Source organism: Brenneria izadpanahii, from assembly GCF_017569925.1.
Taxonomy (GTDB): domain Bacteria; phylum Pseudomonadota; class Gammaproteobacteria; order Enterobacterales; family Enterobacteriaceae; genus Brenneria; species Brenneria izadpanahii.
This window is the reverse complement of record NZ_CP050854.1, coordinates 4233255-4252694: the sequence shown is the minus strand read 5'-3', so window position 1 is coordinate 4252694 and position 19440 is coordinate 4233255. Positions and strand designations below refer to the sequence as shown.

Below are 19440 nucleotides of genomic sequence, written 5' to 3'. Positions count from 1 at the left end.
TGCGTGACGCTGGACGACGTCGCCGATATTTTTTTCTTATACGACATGCTATACTCGATTTTTTATTTCTATATAGTTTATAGATAATTCAGTTAGTGCCTTTGGTCAAGAGGTAATCAGTAATGGTGCAGCAAAAACATGAACAGGAAGTCAGCCGCTTTCACCGATTAAATGAATTTGAAGGCGCGCGCTTATATGAAGTGGTGAAACGCCATATCAGTGAAGCCATTCTGATGGGGCAATTGACGCCAGGTTCGGTGTTGCCGGGGGAACAGGCGCTGGCGGCGGATTTCGGCGTTTCGGTGGGGACGGTGCGTAAGGCGCTGGCGGCGTTGACCGACGAAGGGATGCTGATGCGCCGGCGTAAGACCGGGACGGTAGTCACCGGATGGGCGCCGCTGCACAATCTCAGCCATTTCTTTCAATATTTCCGCCTGCATGGCAAAGACGGCGCTCTGGTTCATTCGGCGACCCAACTGCTGGATTATCAGGTGGCTATCGCCAGCGCGGATGAGGCCGCCAAACTGCAAATTTCGCCTTCGGAGCAGGTTATCCGCCTGAAGCGTTTGCGGCGGGTGAAGGGAATCGCCGCCATGCATGAAGTCATGGTGCTGCCGGTGTTGCACTTTCCTGATTTCCCGCCAGCGGAGCAGGTGCCGGAATTACTGTATCGTTTCCTGTTGGAACATTACGGAGTGCGGGTGGCCGCGGTACGAGAACAGTTGACGGCCGTGCTGGCGACGCCGGAGGATCTGACGCTGCTCGAACTCTCCGAACCCCATGCCATTATGGTGATTGACGAAATTTCTTTCGATCAGAGCGCGGTGCCGGTGATCCTTGCGCATCACCGTTTCAGCACCGACCATTTTATTTACCTCAACGAGATGCGGTGAGGCGGTAATTTTGTCCTTTGGGCAAGCGGATTGCGGTGCTTAAGGCTTTTTCGCCAGCAGCGTGGCGAAGCGCAGCTTTATCCGGTTGCCGTTCTCATCGGTTTTGTGCAGCTCGCCGAGGTCTTCGTTATATTTGACGATCTGCCAATCGGCATAATAGTTTTTCAGTTCGCCCTCTTTGAAAGTAAAAGAAAACGGGATAGGGCAGGGGTAGTCATCGGTCGACATGGCGGCGACGATCAGGTTATATCCGCCCTGCGTCGTCTGCGCCTGCATATTGCGAATAATGTGCGCAATGCGCTCGCGTTCCAGGAACATGAATACCACGGTCGAGAGAATAAAATCGTACCGCGTTTTGATTTCCGCCAGGTTGATATTGTATACGTGGGCCTGAATGTGATTCAGCGCCTCGCTTCTGATGATTTCGTTGAGCGCTTCAATACTATGCTCGTTTTTGTCGCAGGCGGTGACATCAAAACCGCGCAGGTTTAAATACAGCGCGTTACGTCCGCTGCCGCAGCCTAAATCCAGCGCTTTGCCGGGCTGGATATATTGCATGGCGTTGATGACTTCTGAATGGGTGCGGGTGAGTTGATATTTTTGGGCGTAGTAATCTTCCGGTGTGCAGAAAAAACTCAGCTGACATTCCAGGTCGTCGGAAAAGGACACGATGCGGTGCCATGCCTGCGGCTCAATAAATGGCGGTTGATTGTGCTGCGAGAAGTGCAATGTCTCTTTGGTTTCCCCGTTTTCGTGTAGCAGAGAAAAGGTCATTTCTCCTTGCAGAATGACGAGTTTGGCCCAGGTTCCTTCTTTGGTGTTGTGTTTTTCCTGAAAGGCGGCGGGGAGGGTGGCGCTGTTCCAGCGCGGCATTTTTTTATAGCAAATAAGATTTTGCATTTTTACCTCTGCATATCGTTGATTGAGGTATTTTATAAATCGGCGGACAGCTTGACCAGAAATATGCATTTGAAATGCATTATTTGTTTTTCGGCCGGGGATAAAGCAAAAACGTTCTTATGACGTCAGCCAACGTAGCTGCAATTTGAAAGATGAAGGAATAAGGTAAAAAATACCGAGTTGGATGACCAACCATCCGGTTCTAACACCTCTCCGACATCCTCCTCTTCCCAGGGGGAAACTGGTTTTTTAGTGGGTTAGCGCCCCCCTGACAAGGGGGAGGTTGGGTGGGGGTAAGCTATGGCAATGTTTCGAACGTTGTCAGTAATTTAAAACCCCGGCAATGAATGCCGGGGTTTTGACATGATAACCAGTGCGTTTCAGCGATGAGCGCTTAAGCGCATTTCGTGCATTTGGCGCTCTGGATCATCTGGTAGAAGTCATTGCCTTTATCATCAACCAGAATAAAGGCCGGGAAGTCCTCCACTTCAATTTTCCATACCGCTTCCATACCCAGTTCCGGATATTCCACGCAGGTCAGGCTCTTGATGCTGTTCTGCGCCAGAATCGCCGCCGGGCCGCCGATGCTGCCGAGGTAGAAGCCGCCGTGTTTGTGGCAGGCATCGGTTACCTGCTGGCTGCGGTTGCCTTTGGCCAGCATGATCATGCTGCCGCCGTTGGCTTGCAGTAAATCCACGTACGAATCCATGCGTCCGGCGGTTGTCGGGCCTAATGAACCGGAGGCGTAGCCAGCGGGGGTTTTCGCCGGGCCGGCGTAGTAGATCGGATGATCTTTAATGTATTGCGGCAACCCTTCGCCGTTGTCCAAACGCTCTTTCATTTTGGCATGCGCAATGTCGCGGCCCACGATGATGGTGCCGGTCAGTGAAAGACGGGTGGAAACCGGGTATTTCGACAGTTCTTTCAGGATTTCCGGCATGGGGCGATTAAGATCTATTTTGACCGCTTCGCCTTCGCCCGCCTGGCGTAACTCTTCGGGGATATATTTGCCCGGATTGTGTTCCAGCTGTTCCAGCCAGACGCCTTTGCGGTTGATTTTACCCTTGATATTACGGTCGGCCGAGCAGGATACGCCCATGCCCACCGGGCAGGAGGCGCCGTGGCGCGGCAGACGGATAACGCGCACGTCGTGGGCGAAGTATTTACCGCCGAACTGCGCCCCCAGCCCCAGATCGCGCGCCGCTTCCAGCAGTTCCTGCTCCAGCGCGAGATCCCGGAAAGCCTGACCGTGTTCGTTACCCTCGGTCGGCAGTTCATCATAATATTTGGTTGAAGCCAGCTTCACCGTTTTGAGCGTGGTTTCGGCGGAGGTGCCGCCGACGACAAAGGCGATATGGTACGGTGGGCAAGCGGCCGTGCCCAGCGAGCGCATCTTGTCCAGCAGGAAGTTTTTCAGCTTCTCCGGAGTCAACAGCGCTTTGGTTTCCTGATACAGATAGGTTTTGTTGGCGGAGCCGCCGCCTTTGCTGACAAACAGGAATTTATACTCTTCGCCTTCGGTGCTGTAGAGGTCGATCTGCGCCGGCAGGTTGGTGCCGGTATTCACCTCTTTATACATATCCAACGGGGCGTTCTGCGAGTAGCGCAGGTTATCTTCGGTGAATGTGTTGTAAACGCCGCGGGACAGCGATTCGGCGTCATTGGCGCCCGTCCAGACCCGCTGGCCTTTCTTGCCGACGATAATCGCGGTGCCCGTATCCTGACAGGTCGGCAGAATACCTTTGGCGGCAATTTCCGAGTTGCGCAGAAATTGCAGCGCGACGTATTTGTCGTTTTCGCTGGCTTCCGGGTCGTGAAGAATGCTGGCGACCTGTTGCTGATGGGAAGGGCGAAGAAAGAAGGCGGCGTCATGAAAGGCTTGTTGGGCCAGGAGGGTAAGCGCTTCCGGTTCGATCTTCAGGATGTCCTGGCCTTCAAACTGGGTAACGGAAACATAGTCGCCGCTGAGAAGACGATATTCGGTGTCATCCTTACTTAACGGAAAAGGATCTTGGTAATGAAAGGGTTTAGTCGACATTTTTTTCTCACTTGCGTTCGCATTATATTAGTAGGATTACATCCTGTATGATTCATTTCCTTATTAATGACCTTTGTATCAGAGTCGTTATCATCGCTACCTATTTCATTTGGCACGAATACAAAAGTAATAAGCCCTATAATAGTATGGTTTTGTGACGAAACGTACCACTTCGCCGCATCACATAATTGGCAAGAAAATCATGCAAACCTCTTTTTATTTGCGGTTAAATAGAAAAGTAAAATGATTGTAATCAAATAGAATGAATTATTAATATTCGCACTTTAAGTTACTTAATTAAATTATTTAATTAAAATAATGGTAATGATTGAAGGGAATAATCATTTTATTAGAATCCTTATTTTTTAAATTCATTACGTAAGGATTAAATAATATATCGCGCTAAATGATTCGAGCCGCGGGAAAGCCGACACGCTTGCAACCCGGAGGATGAAGGCATAAATGGAGCGCTTCAGACCCCTTTACTGACGGCGCTTTGATGGCGTTACCGTTTCCCGGCTATCTTATGCCGCGGCATATAAGCGGCGCTACGATAGCCTGCAAGCGATTTATTCAGCGGCGAAGTAAGAGTACGCGCGGAACTCTCATCCGCGCTGATAATAACCGCCGCTATGTCTTGAGCGGCGTTCTCAGCGGGTTGGTCGCAGCATCCCTTTGAATTGCTGATATTCGGGTAATGCCGGAGTCCGCCACAAATACCAAGAGGCGATGGTGCGATAAGGCTGACAGGCATGACTCAACTCGCGCAGCGTCTGGCGGTTCGGCATCGTCTGTAGATCGTAAACATAGCGTAGCCCTTGCTTAATGCCGAGATCGTCCAGCGGCATAATGTCACTGCGCTCAAGCGAATAAATCAGAAATATTTCCACCGTCCAGCGCCCGATGCCTTTTAATGAACTAAGTTGTTCGATCAGCGTTTCATCGTCCATTACCATCGCCTGTTTGAGGGTGGGAACCCGTCCGCTGAGCGCGCCTTGCGCAATGGCGAGCAACGTTTCAGCCTTGCGAGCGGAGAAGCCGCACTGTTTCAGCGTTTCGGCGGAGCAAGCCGCTATTTGCTCCGCGCTGGGAAAGGTTTTCCCCGCGGCGTCATGAATCCGCAGCAATTTCGCCACCATCGCATCGCCCGCTCTGGCGGTGAGCTGCTGGTGAGCCACGGCGCGGATTAAGGCTTCGTAAGGTTCCCGGTGCGGCGCCGTTTGATGCCGGCAGTCGCCAATATGCGATATCAGATGGGCCCAGCGGCCATTAATCGCACAAAGATGTTCTTTGGCTTGGCGGTTAAAATCCAGTTGGCTATCGAATGTCATAACGATTTTTCCATGGGCCGGGGTGATAACATATGCGTCAGGAAGCTGAGTATAAGTTGGTTCGCCATGCCTTGTGCAGTGGCTGCGGAATTAAAAAGCAAGAGTTGGGCGTGTTTATGATGCTTCTTCGTCTTAGTGTGTGGCTCCTGAACCTTGAAATCTATTGACGATAGGCAAGGATTAATGGATCGACTATGCAGAGGTGACGAATGAACGTTGGCGATATCCCTGAATCTGATGATGATCCGCGCTGGCTGGCGGTGCTGACGCGTGATAAAGCGGCGGACGGCAGTTTTATTTATGCGGTAAAAACGACCGGGATATATTGTTCGCCTTCCTGCGCGTCCCGCCTGCCAAAACGCGAAAACGTGCTGTTCTTCGCCACGGCGGAGGCGGCCCAGGCCGCCGGATTTCGGCCTTGCAAGCGTTGCCGCCAGGGATTGATCCCGCGTGACGAGCAGCATGCCAGGCAGATTGCTCAGGCCTGCCGGATGATCGAACAAGCGGAGCGGGCGCCGGGGCTGAAGGAATTGGCGAAAGGCGTGGGACTCAGCCCCTTTCATTTTCACCGTTTGTTTAAAAACCTCACCGGCGTTACGCCAAAACAATATGCCAAAGCCCGCCGGCGGCGGCAGGTTCGCAAACAACTGTTGAAAAACAATCCGATTACCGGCGTGATCCAGGATGCCGGCTACAGCCCGAACGGGCGTTTTTATGCGGAATCCAATGCGCAGTTGGGGATGACGCCGAAAACGTTTCAGCATAAAGGACGGGGGATGACGATCTATTTTGCCGTCGGCGTCTGTTCGGTGGGGGATATTCTGGTGGCTGAAAGCGAGCGGGGGATCTGCGCCATTCTATTGGGGGACGATCCGCAGCAGTTGGTGAATGAATTGCAGGATATGTTCGCCAATGCGCAACTGGTAGGGGGGGACGCCGGGTTCGAGCAACGGATGGCGCAGGTGGTGGGGTTTGTCGACGCGCCGAGCGTCGGGCTGACGCTGCCGCTGGATATCCGCGGTTCGCTTTTTCAGCAGCGGGTATGGCAGGCGCTGCGGGATATCCCGATCGGCGAAACGGCCAGCTACAGCGATATCGCCGCCAGGATCGGCTCTCCCGCCGCGGTTCGCGCCGTTGCGGGAGCCTGCGCGGCCAACCGGCTGGCGGTGGCGATCCCATGCCATCGGGTGGTGCGTCAGGATGGTTCGCTATCGGGCTACCGCTGGGGCGTGGAACGCAAGAGAAGGTTATTGGCAAAAGAAGCGGGAGGATCCATACATCATGAATCTTGATTTGTTTGAACAGGATGAACCGCAACGCCGCACGGAACCTTTGGCTCCTGGGGCGGCGATCCTGCGCGGGTTCGCTTATGATCAGGCGCCGGCATTAGTATCGGCGATTGATACGGTTACCGCCCGCGCGCCGTTTCGTTACATGATAACGCCGGGCGGCTATACCATGTCGGTAGCCATGAGTAACTGCGGGCCGCTTGGCTGGGTAACGGATGAAACGGGCTATCGCTATTCCCCGTTCGATCCGCTTAGCGGACAACGCTGGCCGGCGATGCCGGATATCTTTTCCCAACTGGCGAAAGATGCCGCCAGAGAGGCGGGGTTCGCCGGCTTCGAGCCGGATGCCTGCCTGATTAACCGTTACGATGTCGGCGCCCGATTATCTCTGCATCAGGATAAAGATGAAAACGATCTTAGGCAGCCGATCGTCTCTTTTTCACTGGGATTAAGCGCGGTGTTCTTGTTCGGCGGTATGACGCGTAGCGAGCGGGCGCAGCGTTGGCCGCTGGCGCATGGCGATGTGGTCGTCTGGGGAGGGGAATCCCGGCTGCGCTATCACGGCGTGTTGCCGCTGAAGCCGGGATCGGCGCCTGCGTATTTGCCGGGCATGTATCGTTTTAATCTGACGTTTCGTAAAGCGGGCCTCTGAATTAACGCCCATGAATAAAATGATGGCCGTCCTCTTCATTTAAATGTTTGAACACCAGACAGCAAATCGGTAATCCGATGCCCAGCAACAAAAACAGCAGACTGAAGCTGTTTAGCTTAAAGACGACTTCATATTGGGATAGGAATCGCAGCACCGGAAAGGTCAGCGCCATACTGACCATGACCGAGATTAACTGCGTTATGGTCAGCACGTTATTGCCGCTATTGTACGTGGAATTGCTCAGGTTGCTGAACGCCAGCGTGCTTTCCGCCGAGTGCAGCGTTGAGATCAATATTCCGAGGATGGCGGCGATAATACCGATCTGCATCATGGATTTTTCCTGCACGGCGAAACTCATGGCAAGAATAAACAGCGACGTAAATCCGGTCGTAACCATCAAGAGTTTACGATAGCCCGCGCGCTTAATCATCGGTTCAAAAATCACTTTCGACAGCAGCGCGCCGGTGGAGAAAAGCAGCAGGATAATACTGGTTTCAACGGGTTTGCAGTCCAACGTCGTTTGCAACATCAATGAGAGCACGACGGGCGTGGACGACAGCAGCACCCGAGTCAGAATGCCGCCGAGAATACCGATGGAGAAGGTCTTTATTTCAAAGAGTTCGGCGGGGAATAGCGCCTCTCTTCGGGTGATGTCCCGTTTGAAGTACAGAAACGCCAAACCCGTCCCGGATAAACAAAGCAGTAAGGCGACCGGCGTGGAAATGATGTTTTTGGGCATTGCGGTGAGCGTGAAGGCGGCCATAAACAGCATTAATACCATCAAGACCAGCCCGTAGGGATCGGCTCGCCGCTCGATGCCGGGCGTTTCGTTGGGAATATGTTTCGCCGCCAGCAGCAGGCAGAGAAGCGAAAGCGGAATATTGGCGATAAACATAATCCGCCATGAAAACAGGTTGACCAAAAGGCTGCCTAATAGCGGACCGACCATCGTTCCCAGTAAACCGAGCAGGGTAATCCGGTTGAGGAATATCAACTTCATGGACTGCGGCGTGGTGCGTAATATCACGGTTCTGATGATAGGCAACATCAGCGCGCCGCCAATCCCCTGGATAAAGCGGAAAGCGCTCAGGCTGATAACCGAGTTCGCCGTGATGCATAACAGCGAACCCAGCATAAATATGCTGATTGCCAGCAGATAGGTTTTCTTTTCGCCGAAACGTTCGGCCAGCCAGCCATTGACGGGGGTAAACGCCACCACGGTGATGACATAGGAAATGACGATCATTTCCATATGCAGCACCGGTTGATGCAGCGAATCGGCAATGGCTGGAATGGCGACATACAACATGGTGGTATCCAGGGATTGCATGAAAAATGTGATTGATGCAATCCAGAATAAGACCCATGAGGTATTCATCGGATCAGGCCACCGTCATTTGTCCGGCATAAAGCACAAACAGCCGTAATAAGAACACCCCCAGCAGACTCAATCCCGCCATCAAGGCGAGGTTGCCCCGGCTGGGTTGATGATGCTTATCGCGGATAAAGCTGGCGATTAACGGTACGGCGATGCCGATGCCGATGATGCCGATCCAGAACACGCCGCCCCAGAAGCCGCTGAGGGCGGTATGCGCCGCCACCGTTTTTTGCCCGCCGCCGAGGAAAAGGCCGACAAAGAAGGCGAACAGCAGGAATAGTTCGGCGTAGACGACCGGGTTCTCTATTTTATGAATAAAGTGGAGCGTTGCGGTATTGCCGGAACGGTTACGGCTCATGGCGTTGGCCAGCATCGCGACCGCAATCCCGGAAGTGGTGCCGGAGGCCAGGAACAACACCGGCAACACCGGGTTGTTTAACAGCGGGAACGATTTCAGCGCGGACAGCAGGAAACCGGTATAGCAGCCGAGCAGAATGGCCAATACCAGCAGCACTTTCTCAATCACGCCGGCTTGATTGGCGATGACGGCGGTGACCTTTTGCGCCAGCGCGGTCAGCCGCGGACGGCGGATTTTGGTTGCTATCAGGTGGAGCAGCCCTTCGCGGTAAAGGTTGATAATCCACAAGGCGATCACCACGAAATAGACCTGAAATAACATCACTCCAAGCGACATGATGGAAGTGGGGCTGTAGAAAACCATCAGATACCAGAATGTCATCGGCCGGGTCAGGTGGAAAATAAGGATCACCAGCCCGACGATAACCGCCAGCGGCGCGATGATGGCGGTCGATTTAATAATATTATTGCCGCCGTGATATTCGGCCGGCACATAGTATTTAATCAAGATCGACAGCGAAACCATGCCCGCGGAAATCCCCACCAGCAACAGATAAATGGCGATGGGCCAGTCCCATACAAGGGAGTCAAAGTGGAAGGCTTCAAGCATTGTCTATTTCTCCCCGTCTGCCAGGCACGCGATAAACCTGCGGTTCGGTGCCGAGATAAACTTTCGACCGGTAGGTCGTATTGGCCTGGATCATTTTCGAAATATCGCTTTCGGGGTCGTTCAGATCGCCGAAGACCAGCGCCTTGGTCGGGCATATTTCAACGCAGGCGGGCTGTTTGCCTGCCGCCAGATTGGTTTCCCGGCAGAAGTTGCATTTATCCGCCGTTTTGCTGACCGGATTAATGAAACGGACGTGGTACGGGCAGGCGGCGATGCAGTAGCGGCAGCCGACGCAGCGTTTATCGTTGACGTCGACAATGCCGGTTAACGCATCTTTAAATGACGCGCCGGTCGGACATACCGAAACACAAGGCGGATTCTCGCAGTGCTGGCAGGATTTGCGGAAATATTGCTTGAAAGCCCGCGTTTTTCCTTCGGCGGGAATATCGACCGTTTTCAGTATTTCCAGCCGAGTCACGCCATCAGGAACATTGTTTGTGGTTTTGCAGGCGCCGATACAGGCGTTGCAGCCAATGCAGCGTTGCTCATTGTGCAACAGACCGTATTTGACGCCTTTGGGTTTGGTGGTTTTCGAGGGTTCTTCTTCAGTCTGCGCAAGCGCGAGGCTGGAATTCCCGGTAACAACAATAGCGCTTCCCAGGTAAGCGATAAAACGACGACGAGAGAATTCTTCCATAACATAACCTTCACATTGAAACTACAGCCATGCTGAAAAGTGGTACCGATATCAGCAGATCATCGTGATATACCCTTTTATTCTTCATGCCGCAGAGGCGCTGTTTTCCTCGCTTACTCCCGTTATTCGACCTTCGTAAGCGCCTGGGGATTCGCAGCAACGCCGCCTTCTTGCAACTTGAATTATTCGGGGCATAGGTTTTTGTTGAATTCAGTCATCCTGACGATCAACAAACAATCCGTTGCGTTGTGCAACAAAAAGCCTAAGCGGGAAAATGGTACCAATCTGGCATCAGAGGTAATTTTTATGACTTAAAATATTCTGGATCAGACGGCTAACTTACCCATAATCCATATTCTTTTTATTCGTTTTTATTTGACCATAGCGACGAAATGATGGTTGTGCTCTCAGTCACATTTATTTCTTTGTATATCTATGTGAAACCAATCTTAACCTATTATAACTGTCTGTTATTTAGATAAGTCTCTCAATTATTCAATTCGATAGGCGATAAATAATCTGCGGCATAATGAATTGCTATTTTTCAAATAATTTACATTTGCATTGGCGATTTTATTTGCATATTGTTAATTCGGTTGTAATGGAAATAGTAGATTTGTGATCGGTAATTGTTTTTTTTTCGAAAACTACTCTCAGACGGTAATAATATAACGAGGCTAATGCTTTTTAGCTAAACATGTGATTTCATCATTTCGTTTGATTAAGCGAAATAATGGAACAGTCCAAATTGCGCATAAGCATGAAACTCGGCTTTGCCTTACTGGGCCGCGAACTCCCCATAAAATACCTTTATATTTAACATACTGATATTGAATATAAACGCAGTGTTTAAACCGTCTACGCCTACGGCGTAAGAGATTACGCTGAGGCGGAAGCCCCGCGAAGGCGCCGCCAGCCATCACTTTATTTGCCCGCCTGTGCTCATTAAATCGTAAATGCATAAGTGTGAAGTGATTCAAATTATCCTTCTGTATATACTTGTATGGTAGTCAGCATAGAAGGCGTAACAGTGATAAGTCGAGAAGGATAAGCAAAGTGAAAATTGTCAGCGCAGAAGTGTTTGTTACCTGTCCGGGGCGTAATTTCGTCACCCTGAAAATCACCACGGACAGCGGAGTTACCGGCATTGGGGATGCCACGCTCAACGGTCGTGAACTGTCGGTCGCGTCTTACCTCAAAGATCACCTTTGCCCGCAGCTGATTGGCCGGGACGCCCAACGGATTGAAGATATTTGGCAGTTTTTTTATAAAGGCGCCTATTGGCGCCGCGGCCCGGTGACGATGTCGGCCATTTCAGCCGTAGATATGGCGCTGTGGGATATCAAGGGCAAAGTCGCCAACCTGCCGCTCTATCAGTTACTGGGCGGCGCATCGCGCACCGGCGTAATGGTTTATTGCCATACCACCGGCCATACTATTGATGAAGTGCTGGAAGATTACGCCAAACATCGCGATATGGGCTTCAAAGCCATTCGCGTGCAGTGCGGCGTCCCCGGTATGAAAACCACCTACGGCATGGCGAAAGGCAAAGGGCTGGCCTATGAGCCGGCAACCAAGGGCAACTGGCCCGAAGAGCAACTGTGGTCAACGGAAAAGTATCTCGACTTCACGCCGAAATTGTTCGAAGCCGTGCGCGAAAAGTTTGGTTTCTCAGAACATCTGCTGCACGACATGCACCACCGGTTGACGCCGATAGAAGCCGCCCGTTTTGGCAAGAGCATCGAGGATTACCGCCTATTCTGGATGGAAGATCCGACGCCCGCCGAAAATCAGGAATGTTTCCGCTTAATCCGCCAACACACCGTAACGCCGATTGCCGTCGGCGAGGTATTCAACAGCATTTGGGATTGCAAACAGCTAATCGAAGAGCAGCTGATCGACTATATCCGCACCACCATCACTCATGCCGGCGGCATCACCGGGATGCGGCGAATTGCCGATTTTGCTTCGTTATACCAGGTTCGCACCGGCTCTCACGGTCCTTCCGATCTGTCGCCTATCTGTATGGCCGCCGCGCTGCACTTCGATCTTTGGGTGCCCAACTTCGGCGTACAGGAATATATGGGCTATTCCGAGCAGATGCTGGAAGTATTCCCGCATAACTGGGTGTTTGACGACGGTTATATGCACCCTGGCGATAAGCCTGGGCTGGGGATCGAATTTGATGAAAAGCTGGCGGCCAAATATCCCTATGAACCCGCCTATTTGCCGGTGGCGCGTCTCGAAGACGGCACGCTGTGGAGTTGGTGACAGAGGTAACAATATGAAAAGCATCGTTATAAAACAGCCGAATGATTTGGCGATCGAGGAAAGAGAGATCCCTCAGCCAGCCGGTGGCGAAGTCAGAGTCAAGGTGAAGTTAGCCGGAATTTGCGGTTCGGATAGCCATATTTACCGTGGACACAATCCTTTTGCCAAATACCCCAGAGTCATTGGCCACGAATTCTTCGGTGTTATTGATGCCGTCGGCGAGGGCGTGGATGTATCGCGCATTGGCGAACGGGTGTCGGTTGATCCGGTCGTCAGTTGCGGACACTGCTATCCTTGTTCTATTGGCAGGCCGAACGTATGTAGTTCTTTGGTGGTATTAGGCGTCCACCGTGATGGCGGATTTAGCGATTATGCCGCCGTGCCGGCTAAAAACGCCTACCCCATTCCTGATGAGATTCCTGATGAGTTCGCGGTGATGGTGGAGCCTTTTACCATCTCGGCAAATGTGACGGCTCAAGTTAAGCCCACTGAACAGGATATCGCTCTGATTTACGGGGCCGGACCGATGGGATTGACATCTGTTCAGGTGCTAAAAGGGGTATATCAGGTTAAAGAAGTGATTGTCGTCGATCGCATTCCTGAGCGTTTAAGTATGGCGCAGCGCTGCGGCGCCACTAAAGTGATTAATAACGCGTCGCTGTCATTAAAGGATGAATTGGACAAGCTGAATATTAAACCGACGCTGATTATTGACGCGGCCTGCCATCCGGCGATTTTGCAAGAAGCGATCACCATTGCCTCGCCGGCGGCCCGCATCGCTATCATGGGCTTTTCCAACGAACCTTGTCATATAAGCCAACAAGGGATTACGAGTAAAGAGCTTTCTATTTTTTCATCAAGACTCAATGCGAACAAATTTCCGGTTGTTATTGAATGGCTGCAAAAGAAGAAAATCGATCCGTCAAAATTAATCACTCATCAATTTTATTATGAGCAAGTCGTTAATGCGATTGAGATTTTCGAAAAGGATCAAAAAAGCTGTTGTAAGGTGTTATTGGAATTTGATGAATAAGTTTTAATAAATAGCAGGTTAGATTGTTTCTGCAATTTATTTAAAGGGGGGTGACGATTGATTTAAACAACACCGGGCGTTTTTATAACAACTATCTTCTTCTGTATTTATCCAGGCCCTATTCGCCAGGCCTGGATAGAGGTATAGCGCATTTATAAATTGTACCTGATAGAGTGCTATACGCTAACTACAAATCGTAGAGAGTATAAATATGAACAATAAACAAGTAGAGTCCAGGACGAATAAACCTGAGCGGAGCACCACTGATTTAGTAAAAGCGGCTGTATCCGGATGGTTAGGAACCGCTTTGGAATTTATGGACTTTCAGTTGTACTCGCTAGGAGCTGCATTAGTTTTTCATGAAATATTTTTCCCGGAACAGTCTGCGGCCATGGCCTTAATTTTGGCGATGGGAACCTACGGCGCGGGATATATAGCGCGTATTGTCGGCGCCTTTATCTTCGGAAGAATGGGGGACAGAATAGGAAGGAAGAAAGTCCTCTTTATTACTATTACGATGATGGGGATCTGTACGACGCTAATCGGCGTTTTACCCACCTATGCCCAGATTGGCATTTTTGCCCCCATCTTGTTGGTGACGCTACGCATCGTTCAGGGATTGGGCGCAGGCGCTGAAATATCCGGCGCGGGCACCATGCTGGCGGAATACTCGCCGCGAGGAAAACGCGGGATTATTTCCTCTCTGGTTGCGATGGGCACGAACTGCGGAACGCTTAGCGCGACGGCGATTTGGGCGATTATGTTTTTCCTGCTCGATAAAGAACAATTACTCGCATGGGGCTGGCGCGTGCCTTTCCTGTGCAGCGTGGTCGTCATGTTCTTTGCCATATGGTTAAGGATGAACCTTAAAGAAAGCCCTGTCTTTGAAGAAGTTAATGAAACCGGTGATGACGCGTCGTCGACTCAAGCGCCTGTTATTGCCAGTAAATCAATATTAAGCATGTTCAAGGGTAAGTCTTTCTGGCTGGCTACCGGGCTACGGTTTGGTCAGGCTGGCAATTCAGGTCTTATTCAAACATTCCTGGCCGGTTATTTAGTCCAGACATTATTGTTTGAAAAAGCGATTCCGACCGATGCGCTAATGATCAGTTCCGTCATCGGTTTTATTACCATACCGTTACTGGGGTGGCTCTCTGATAAGGTCGGGCGGCGGATTCCTTATATTATTATCAATATTTCCGCGATCATTCTGGCTTACCCAATGCTGTCGATCATTGTGGATAAAAATGTCGCGGTCAGCACGATAATCCTCTGCATTATTGTTATTCATAACGTGGCCGTATTAGGTTTGTTTGCGCTCGAAAATATTACCATGGCGGAAATATTCGGCGCGCGGGATCGTTTCACGCAAATGGCTATCGCCAAAGAAGCGGGAGGGTTGGTTGCCGTCGGATTCGGTCCGCTGTTGGCCGGTATCTTCTGTAATATGACCGGATCCTGGTGGCCTATCGCTGCTATGTTAATTATTTATTCACTTGTCGGTTTATTCTCAGCCATTTGCATGCCGGAAGTAAAAGATCGCGACCTGGGCGCTCTGGAGGATGCCGCATAATAAATATTCAGAGAGATAGAACGGACGACAATCTCTCTGGTTTTATTTAATAGCGGCAATACCTCAATATTTTTAAAATCGAGATCGGGGAAAAGAATGAAAATCACTGAATTTAGCCTGCTGAAACCACAGGTGATCGTTCCAAAATATAATCGCAGCGCCCTGAAGACGCGTATCGCCCATATCGGTTTTGGCGCGTTTCACCGGGCTCATCAGGCGGTTTGCGCCGATAAGCTGGCATCTGAACACAATAGCGACTGGGGATATTGCGAGATCAATCTGGTTGGCGGCGAGCAGCAAATCAACGATATTCGTCAGCAGGATTTACTCTGGTCGGTATCGGAAATGGCCGATACCGGATGGCAGAGCCGAATTGTGGGAGTGGCGACATCGGCGCTGCACGCCGAAATTGACGGTATTGATGCGGTATTGGAAGCGCTGAGCGCGCCGGATATTGCCATCGTGTCAATTACCGTGACTGAAAAGGGCTATTGCCATCATCCGGCGACCGGCCGGTTAAATACCGAACATCCGCTGATTAGTCATGACTTATCGTCGCCCGACCAGCCGCGCTCCCTGCCCGGCGTGATTCTGGCTGCCATTAAGCGCAGACGGGAACGTCAGTTGCGTCCATTCAGCGTGATGTCCTGCGACAATATGCCGGAAAATGGCCACGTTACCCGCAATGTGATTGTGCAATTGGCTGAGCAGCAGGATATCGAGTTGGCGCGATGGATTGAGCGGAACATCACTTTTCCTTCCACGATGGTCGATAGGATCGTTCCGGCGATCACGCCGGAGACGCTGGAAACTATTCATAACCAATTGGGCGTCGTCGATCCGGCCGGCGTTGCCTGTGAGCCGTTTTTTCAATGGGTTATCGAAGATAACTTTGTGAATGATCGTCCTGAGTGGGAAAAAGCCGGGGCCGAATTGGTACAGGATGTGCTGCCGTTTGAAGAAATGAAGCTGAGAATGCTCAATGGCAGCCACTCGTTCCTGGCCTATTTGGGTTACCTGTCCGGCTACCAATACATTAGCGAATGTATGCAAGATGGCGATCTTGTGGCGGCGGCGCACCGCTTAATGCTGCAAGAGCAGGCGCCCACGCTGAGCGTTCAGGGCGTTGATCTCGCCGCCTATGCGGATGCGTTGCTGGCGCGCTATCGTAACCGGGCCTTAAAACACCGTACCTGGCAGATAGCGATGGACGGTTCGCAGAAATTGCCGCAGCGCATGCTGGATTCCATTCGCTGGCATCTGGCTCATGACAGCCGCTTTGACATGCTGGCGTTAGGCGTCGCGGGCTGGATGCGTTATGTCGGCGGGGTTGATGAACAAGGGCAACCCATTGAAATCAGCGATCCGTTGCAGGCGGTGCTAGCCGAAACGGTACAACGAAGCCGTGAAGGGAAAGAGCGAGTGACGGCATTACTCTCTTTGGATGCCGTTTTTGGTCAGGACTTATCCCACAATCAAACCTTCGTGCAAACGGTAACGCAGTTTTATCTGGCGTTGGTGGAAAAAGGCGCCAAAGCAACGTTAAAAACGTTAGTCCGCTAATTTATACGGCAATCCTGGTAAAGCACGGTTTATCAATCGGCCGTGCTTTTTAAGCTATTTTCATTAGCCGTGTATGTCTGAACATCAGCTCTTTTGGCAATAATTATGCCTAGGGCGATAAGCGTGAAGGATGTATGATATTCAGTCGGCAAATATCTTGGGTAAAAAACGGCTGAATGGATAACTCTTTTCAAATCAATAACAATGAGCCTGTAAATCAACAAATTTATCGCGTACTGCGAAGAGATATCGTGGAATGCAATATTCCGCCGGGTAAGCTGCTGTCTGAAAAAGAGATATCAACGCGTTTCGCGGTGTCTCGCCAGCCAGTCAGAGAGGCGTTTATCAAGCTGGCTGAATCCGGGCTGGTGCAGATACTGCCGCAGCGCGGCACCTTTGTGATGAAGATTTCCGAACAGCGGGTGGCGGATGCCCGCTTTATCCGCCAGGCGCTGGAGTGTGCGATTGTCCGCCGCGCCGCCGGGATGGTAACCGATGAGCAATTGCTGTCGCTGGAACATAACCTGCGCCGTCAGGAACTGGCTGCGCAGAATGAACAGATCCGCGAGTTTCTCAACCTTGATGACAGCTTCCATCAGTTTTTGACCCAGATTGCAAAGTGTCCTCTGGCCTGGGAAACCATTGAATCGATTAAAGCGACCATGGACAGGGTGCGTTTCCTCAGCCTGGGCCAGGTTTCCCCGCCGCAGAGTCTGATTCAGCAGCACTATCTTATTTTTGACGGATTGAAAAAACGCGATCCCGATGCGGCTGAAAAGGCGCTGCGCGATCACTTACAGGAAATGATTTATTCGATTACCCCGATCGCGGAACAAAACAGCGATTGGTTTGAACGAACCTGAACGGAGATGTTTGCCGGGGCGGGGTGAAAGCGTTTGGGCAATATCGGGCGACAAAACGACGCCCGAATAACAAAAACACTGCATCATAAACCGCGCGTTAAAATACCACGCATCCTAAAGATCAGGCACGGCTAAGACACATTAGTTCTTGAGGGGCAAATAGCCCTTTAACGCCTCGCAGCTCGACGCATTTTGAACGACGGACTTCTTCACGTTTTAGATTTTCGGTATGAATAGCCGCAATGGTTCCGACCAGGCGAGAATCGCTTTGCATCACGCGGTAACCGGTATCGAGCGGATTTCTGTATCTGTCATACGCCTTATACACCTTAAAACCTCCTTCGTTTGACGATAGAAAAATCGTTTCGATCCTACTGCTGCGGAAAAGCCGCCACCAGCGGATTAGAGGTTTTATATAAAATCTGTATATAAACCATTGCGTTATTAGCGAGGGTCATAAAAATCGCCGCTTGTGGCAGCATCTGTTGCCATCCTGTTACGGCAAAGGGCGATCCAGTTTAATCAGCCACAGCTCGTTATCGGACTCCGGCTTTTGCAACGGTACGATTTCCAGCGTGGTATCGGTGGCTTTCCCATCCCGCGTCAGTTTGCCGTCCTTGCTGACCTGGTAATCATCGGCCTTGTCTTTTGCTTTCACCGGGGATTTCAGGACGGAACGCAGGCCGAAGTCGTTATCGTTGATGACGGCCAGCGTTTGTCTATCGACAATGGTCAGACCTTCAACTTTCTCCTGCCGCCAACCCAGTTTCCGCAGATCGACCAACTCCTGTTTTTGCGCCAGACGAATGCCGCGTTTTTCCAACCGTTCGCGGTCGTCAAATTCCGGCGATTTGCCGTCAGCGTCAAACGGCGTCAGATCGGTGGCGTAGCTTAAGTCCACCAGATAAATGCGGTTTTGTAGCCGCTTATCTTTATCTTCGCCCTGTTCCACCAGCAAGATGCGTTGGTTATCTAACGCGGTGATATCGCCGATTTTGGCATCTTTGGCTTTCTTATAGCTGTCGATATTGATGGGATAGCCCACCATTCGGCTGGCGCCGGTTGCCGGGTTGAACATCACCAGCCGGGTGAATAGCGCCTTGTTCTTACTTTTTTCATTAATATCCAGCGTGCTTTGCAGCGCCATCACCAGGGTGCCGTTCGGTAGCCGGGTCAATCCCTCGAAGCCACGGTTGGGCTGACGCCATTTGATGATATTGGGCAGTCCGCTGGCGACGGACTGCTCGTCACCGGCCGGCGTCGGGCCGAATTTTTCCAGGATTTTCCCTTGCGCATCAATATGGATCAGGAACGGACCGTATTCATCGCACAGCCAGAAACCGCCTTTGCCGTCCGGCGTGATCCCTTCGGTATCCAGGCCGCGTGTACTGGTGTTTAGGGGAAGCAGTGCATCATTCAACGCCGCTTCGTTGGTGGCGCCGATTAAATCGCCCGGCAACGGCAGGCCATTTACCGCCCCTTGCTCGTCATGCAAGGGACGAGGGTTGATCGCCAGCGCTGCTTTGGCGCTCACTTTGATATCCATAATCAACGGGGTGTAATCCGGGGTGGCGAAGATCTTGGCTTCTTTATTCCCCGCCAGCGGCGCATCGGCGTTGGGACCGCGATCGGTCAGCGTGGTAAACAGCAGGTCGTCGCCCTGTTTACCCGCAAAATGGAGGCCGGAGCCAATCCCTATCGGCAAACCGTTGGGAAAATTGCCGGCGAATCTGCCCTGATAAGCGATTCGCTCTCCGGCGGGAAAAGTAACGATATAGCGGGTGACTTTTTCGCCATCGGCCAGGGCGTTTAACGGAACAAGGCCGGCTAGCAATAGCGGTAATACATTGTGTTTCATCGTGTTCACTCTTGTGGTATCCGTCATCTTGGGGATCTAGGCTGATTTGATTATGAAAATCACAGGAGCTTAAATAACGGATATGTCATTTGCGTGATTGCCAGGCTGTTACGCCGCCGCGCGGTCGGGAATAA

At 51.5% G+C, this 19440-nt stretch carries 16 protein-coding genes; 8 read left to right on the top strand and 8 right to left on the bottom strand.

The window, feature by feature from the left end; translation table 11 throughout:
* Window positions 1–122 precede the first annotated feature (122 nt).
* Entirely contained in the window at window positions 123–893 is a 771-nt protein-coding gene (locus HC231_RS18925; protein WP_208228259.1) for a GntR family transcriptional regulator, read from the top strand.
* 39 nt (window positions 894–932) lie between these two features.
* On the opposite strand, the gene tehB is transcribed toward HC231_RS18925, so the two are convergent.
* From tehB to HC231_RS18910, 3 genes are all read right to left on the bottom strand, one after another.
* Window positions 933–1793, bottom strand: a complete 861-nt coding sequence (gene tehB / locus HC231_RS18920) for an SAM-dependent methyltransferase TehB (RefSeq protein ID WP_208228258.1) — start codon at window positions 1791–1793, stop codon at window positions 933–935.
* A 394-nt stretch (window positions 1794–2187) separates the two neighbouring features.
* Window positions 2188–3831: a class I fumarate hydratase FumA gene (gene fumA, locus HC231_RS18915; protein WP_208228257.1), complete on the bottom strand. Its 1644-nt coding sequence runs from the start codon at window positions 3829–3831 to the stop codon at window positions 2188–2190.
* A 650-nt stretch (window positions 3832–4481) separates the two neighbouring features.
* Window positions 4482–5162 (bottom strand): DNA-3-methyladenine glycosylase family protein, encoded by a 681-nt coding sequence (locus HC231_RS18910; RefSeq protein WP_208228256.1) that lies wholly within the window; start codon window positions 5160–5162, stop codon window positions 4482–4484.
* Window positions 5163–5371: 209 nt separating this feature from the next.
* Here HC231_RS18910 and ada point away from each other — a divergent pair, with 209 nt between their 5' ends.
* A complete protein-coding gene (gene ada, locus HC231_RS18905) occupies window positions 5372–6454 on the top strand; it encodes a bifunctional DNA-binding transcriptional regulator/O6-methylguanine-DNA methyltransferase Ada (protein WP_208228255.1) in 1083 nt (360 codons plus the stop codon).
* Window positions 6444–7103, top strand: a complete 660-nt coding sequence (alkB, locus tag HC231_RS18900; RefSeq protein WP_208228254.1) for a DNA oxidative demethylase AlkB — start codon at window positions 6444–6446, stop codon at window positions 7101–7103. Before ada ends, alkB begins: the two co-directional genes overlap by 11 nt.
* A gap of 1 nt (window position 7104) precedes the next feature.
* Here alkB and HC231_RS18895 read toward each other — a convergent pair whose 3' ends face one another.
* Genes HC231_RS18895 through HC231_RS18885 form a run of 3 tightly spaced genes read right to left on the bottom strand, consistent with a single transcriptional unit; the run spans window position 7105 to window position 10145 of the window.
* A complete protein-coding gene (locus HC231_RS18895) occupies window positions 7105–8481 on the bottom strand; it encodes an MFS transporter (RefSeq protein ID WP_208228253.1) in 1377 nt (458 codons plus the stop codon).
* 4 nt (window positions 8482–8485) lie between these two features.
* The gene (gene nrfD / locus HC231_RS18890; protein ID WP_208228252.1) at window positions 8486–9448 is read right to left on the bottom strand and encodes a cytochrome c nitrite reductase subunit NrfD; all 963 of its coding nucleotides are present in this window, start codon (window positions 9446–9448) and stop codon (window positions 8486–8488) included.
* Entirely contained in the window at window positions 9441–10145 is a 705-nt protein-coding gene (locus tag HC231_RS18885; RefSeq protein WP_208228251.1) for a 4Fe-4S dicluster domain-containing protein, read from the bottom strand. Before HC231_RS18885 ends, nrfD begins: the two co-directional genes overlap by 8 nt.
* A gap of 1056 nt (window positions 10146–11201) precedes the next feature.
* Between HC231_RS18885 and manD the strand changes: the two genes are divergently transcribed.
* The 5 genes from manD (at window position 11202) to HC231_RS18860 (ending at window position 17448) form a co-directional block, all read left to right on the top strand.
* Window positions 11202–12416: a D-mannonate dehydratase ManD gene (gene manD / locus HC231_RS18880; protein WP_208228250.1), complete on the top strand. Its 1215-nt coding sequence runs from the start codon at window positions 11202–11204 to the stop codon at window positions 12414–12416.
* A 13-nt stretch (window positions 12417–12429) separates the two neighbouring features.
* Window positions 12430–13449, top strand: a complete 1020-nt coding sequence (locus tag HC231_RS18875) for a Zn-dependent oxidoreductase (protein ID WP_208231412.1) — start codon at window positions 12430–12432, stop codon at window positions 13447–13449.
* A 211-nt stretch (window positions 13450–13660) separates the two neighbouring features.
* A complete protein-coding gene (locus HC231_RS18870) occupies window positions 13661–15022 on the top strand; it encodes an MFS transporter (RefSeq protein ID WP_208228249.1) in 1362 nt (453 codons plus the stop codon).
* Window positions 15023–15118: 96 nt separating this feature from the next.
* Complete coding sequence (locus HC231_RS18865; protein ID WP_208228248.1) at window positions 15119–16585, top strand: mannitol dehydrogenase family protein; 1467 nt, start codon at window positions 15119–15121, stop codon at window positions 16583–16585.
* Window positions 16586–16761: 176 nt separating this feature from the next.
* Window positions 16762–17448, top strand: a complete 687-nt coding sequence (locus tag HC231_RS18860; protein WP_208228247.1) for a GntR family transcriptional regulator — start codon at window positions 16762–16764, stop codon at window positions 17446–17448.
* Between the two features lie 121 nt (window positions 17449–17569).
* Here HC231_RS18860 and HC231_RS18855 read toward each other — a convergent pair whose 3' ends face one another.
* Both HC231_RS18855 and HC231_RS18850 read right to left on the bottom strand, forming a co-directional pair.
* Complete coding sequence (locus tag HC231_RS18855; protein ID WP_246494861.1) at window positions 17570–17722, bottom strand: putative selenium delivery protein YdfZ; 153 nt, start codon at window positions 17720–17722, stop codon at window positions 17570–17572.
* Window positions 17723–17944: 222 nt separating this feature from the next.
* Window positions 17945–19306, bottom strand: a complete 1362-nt coding sequence (locus HC231_RS18850) for an esterase-like activity of phytase family protein (protein WP_208228245.1) — start codon at window positions 19304–19306, stop codon at window positions 17945–17947.
* Window positions 19307–19440: the final 134 nt, after the last annotated feature.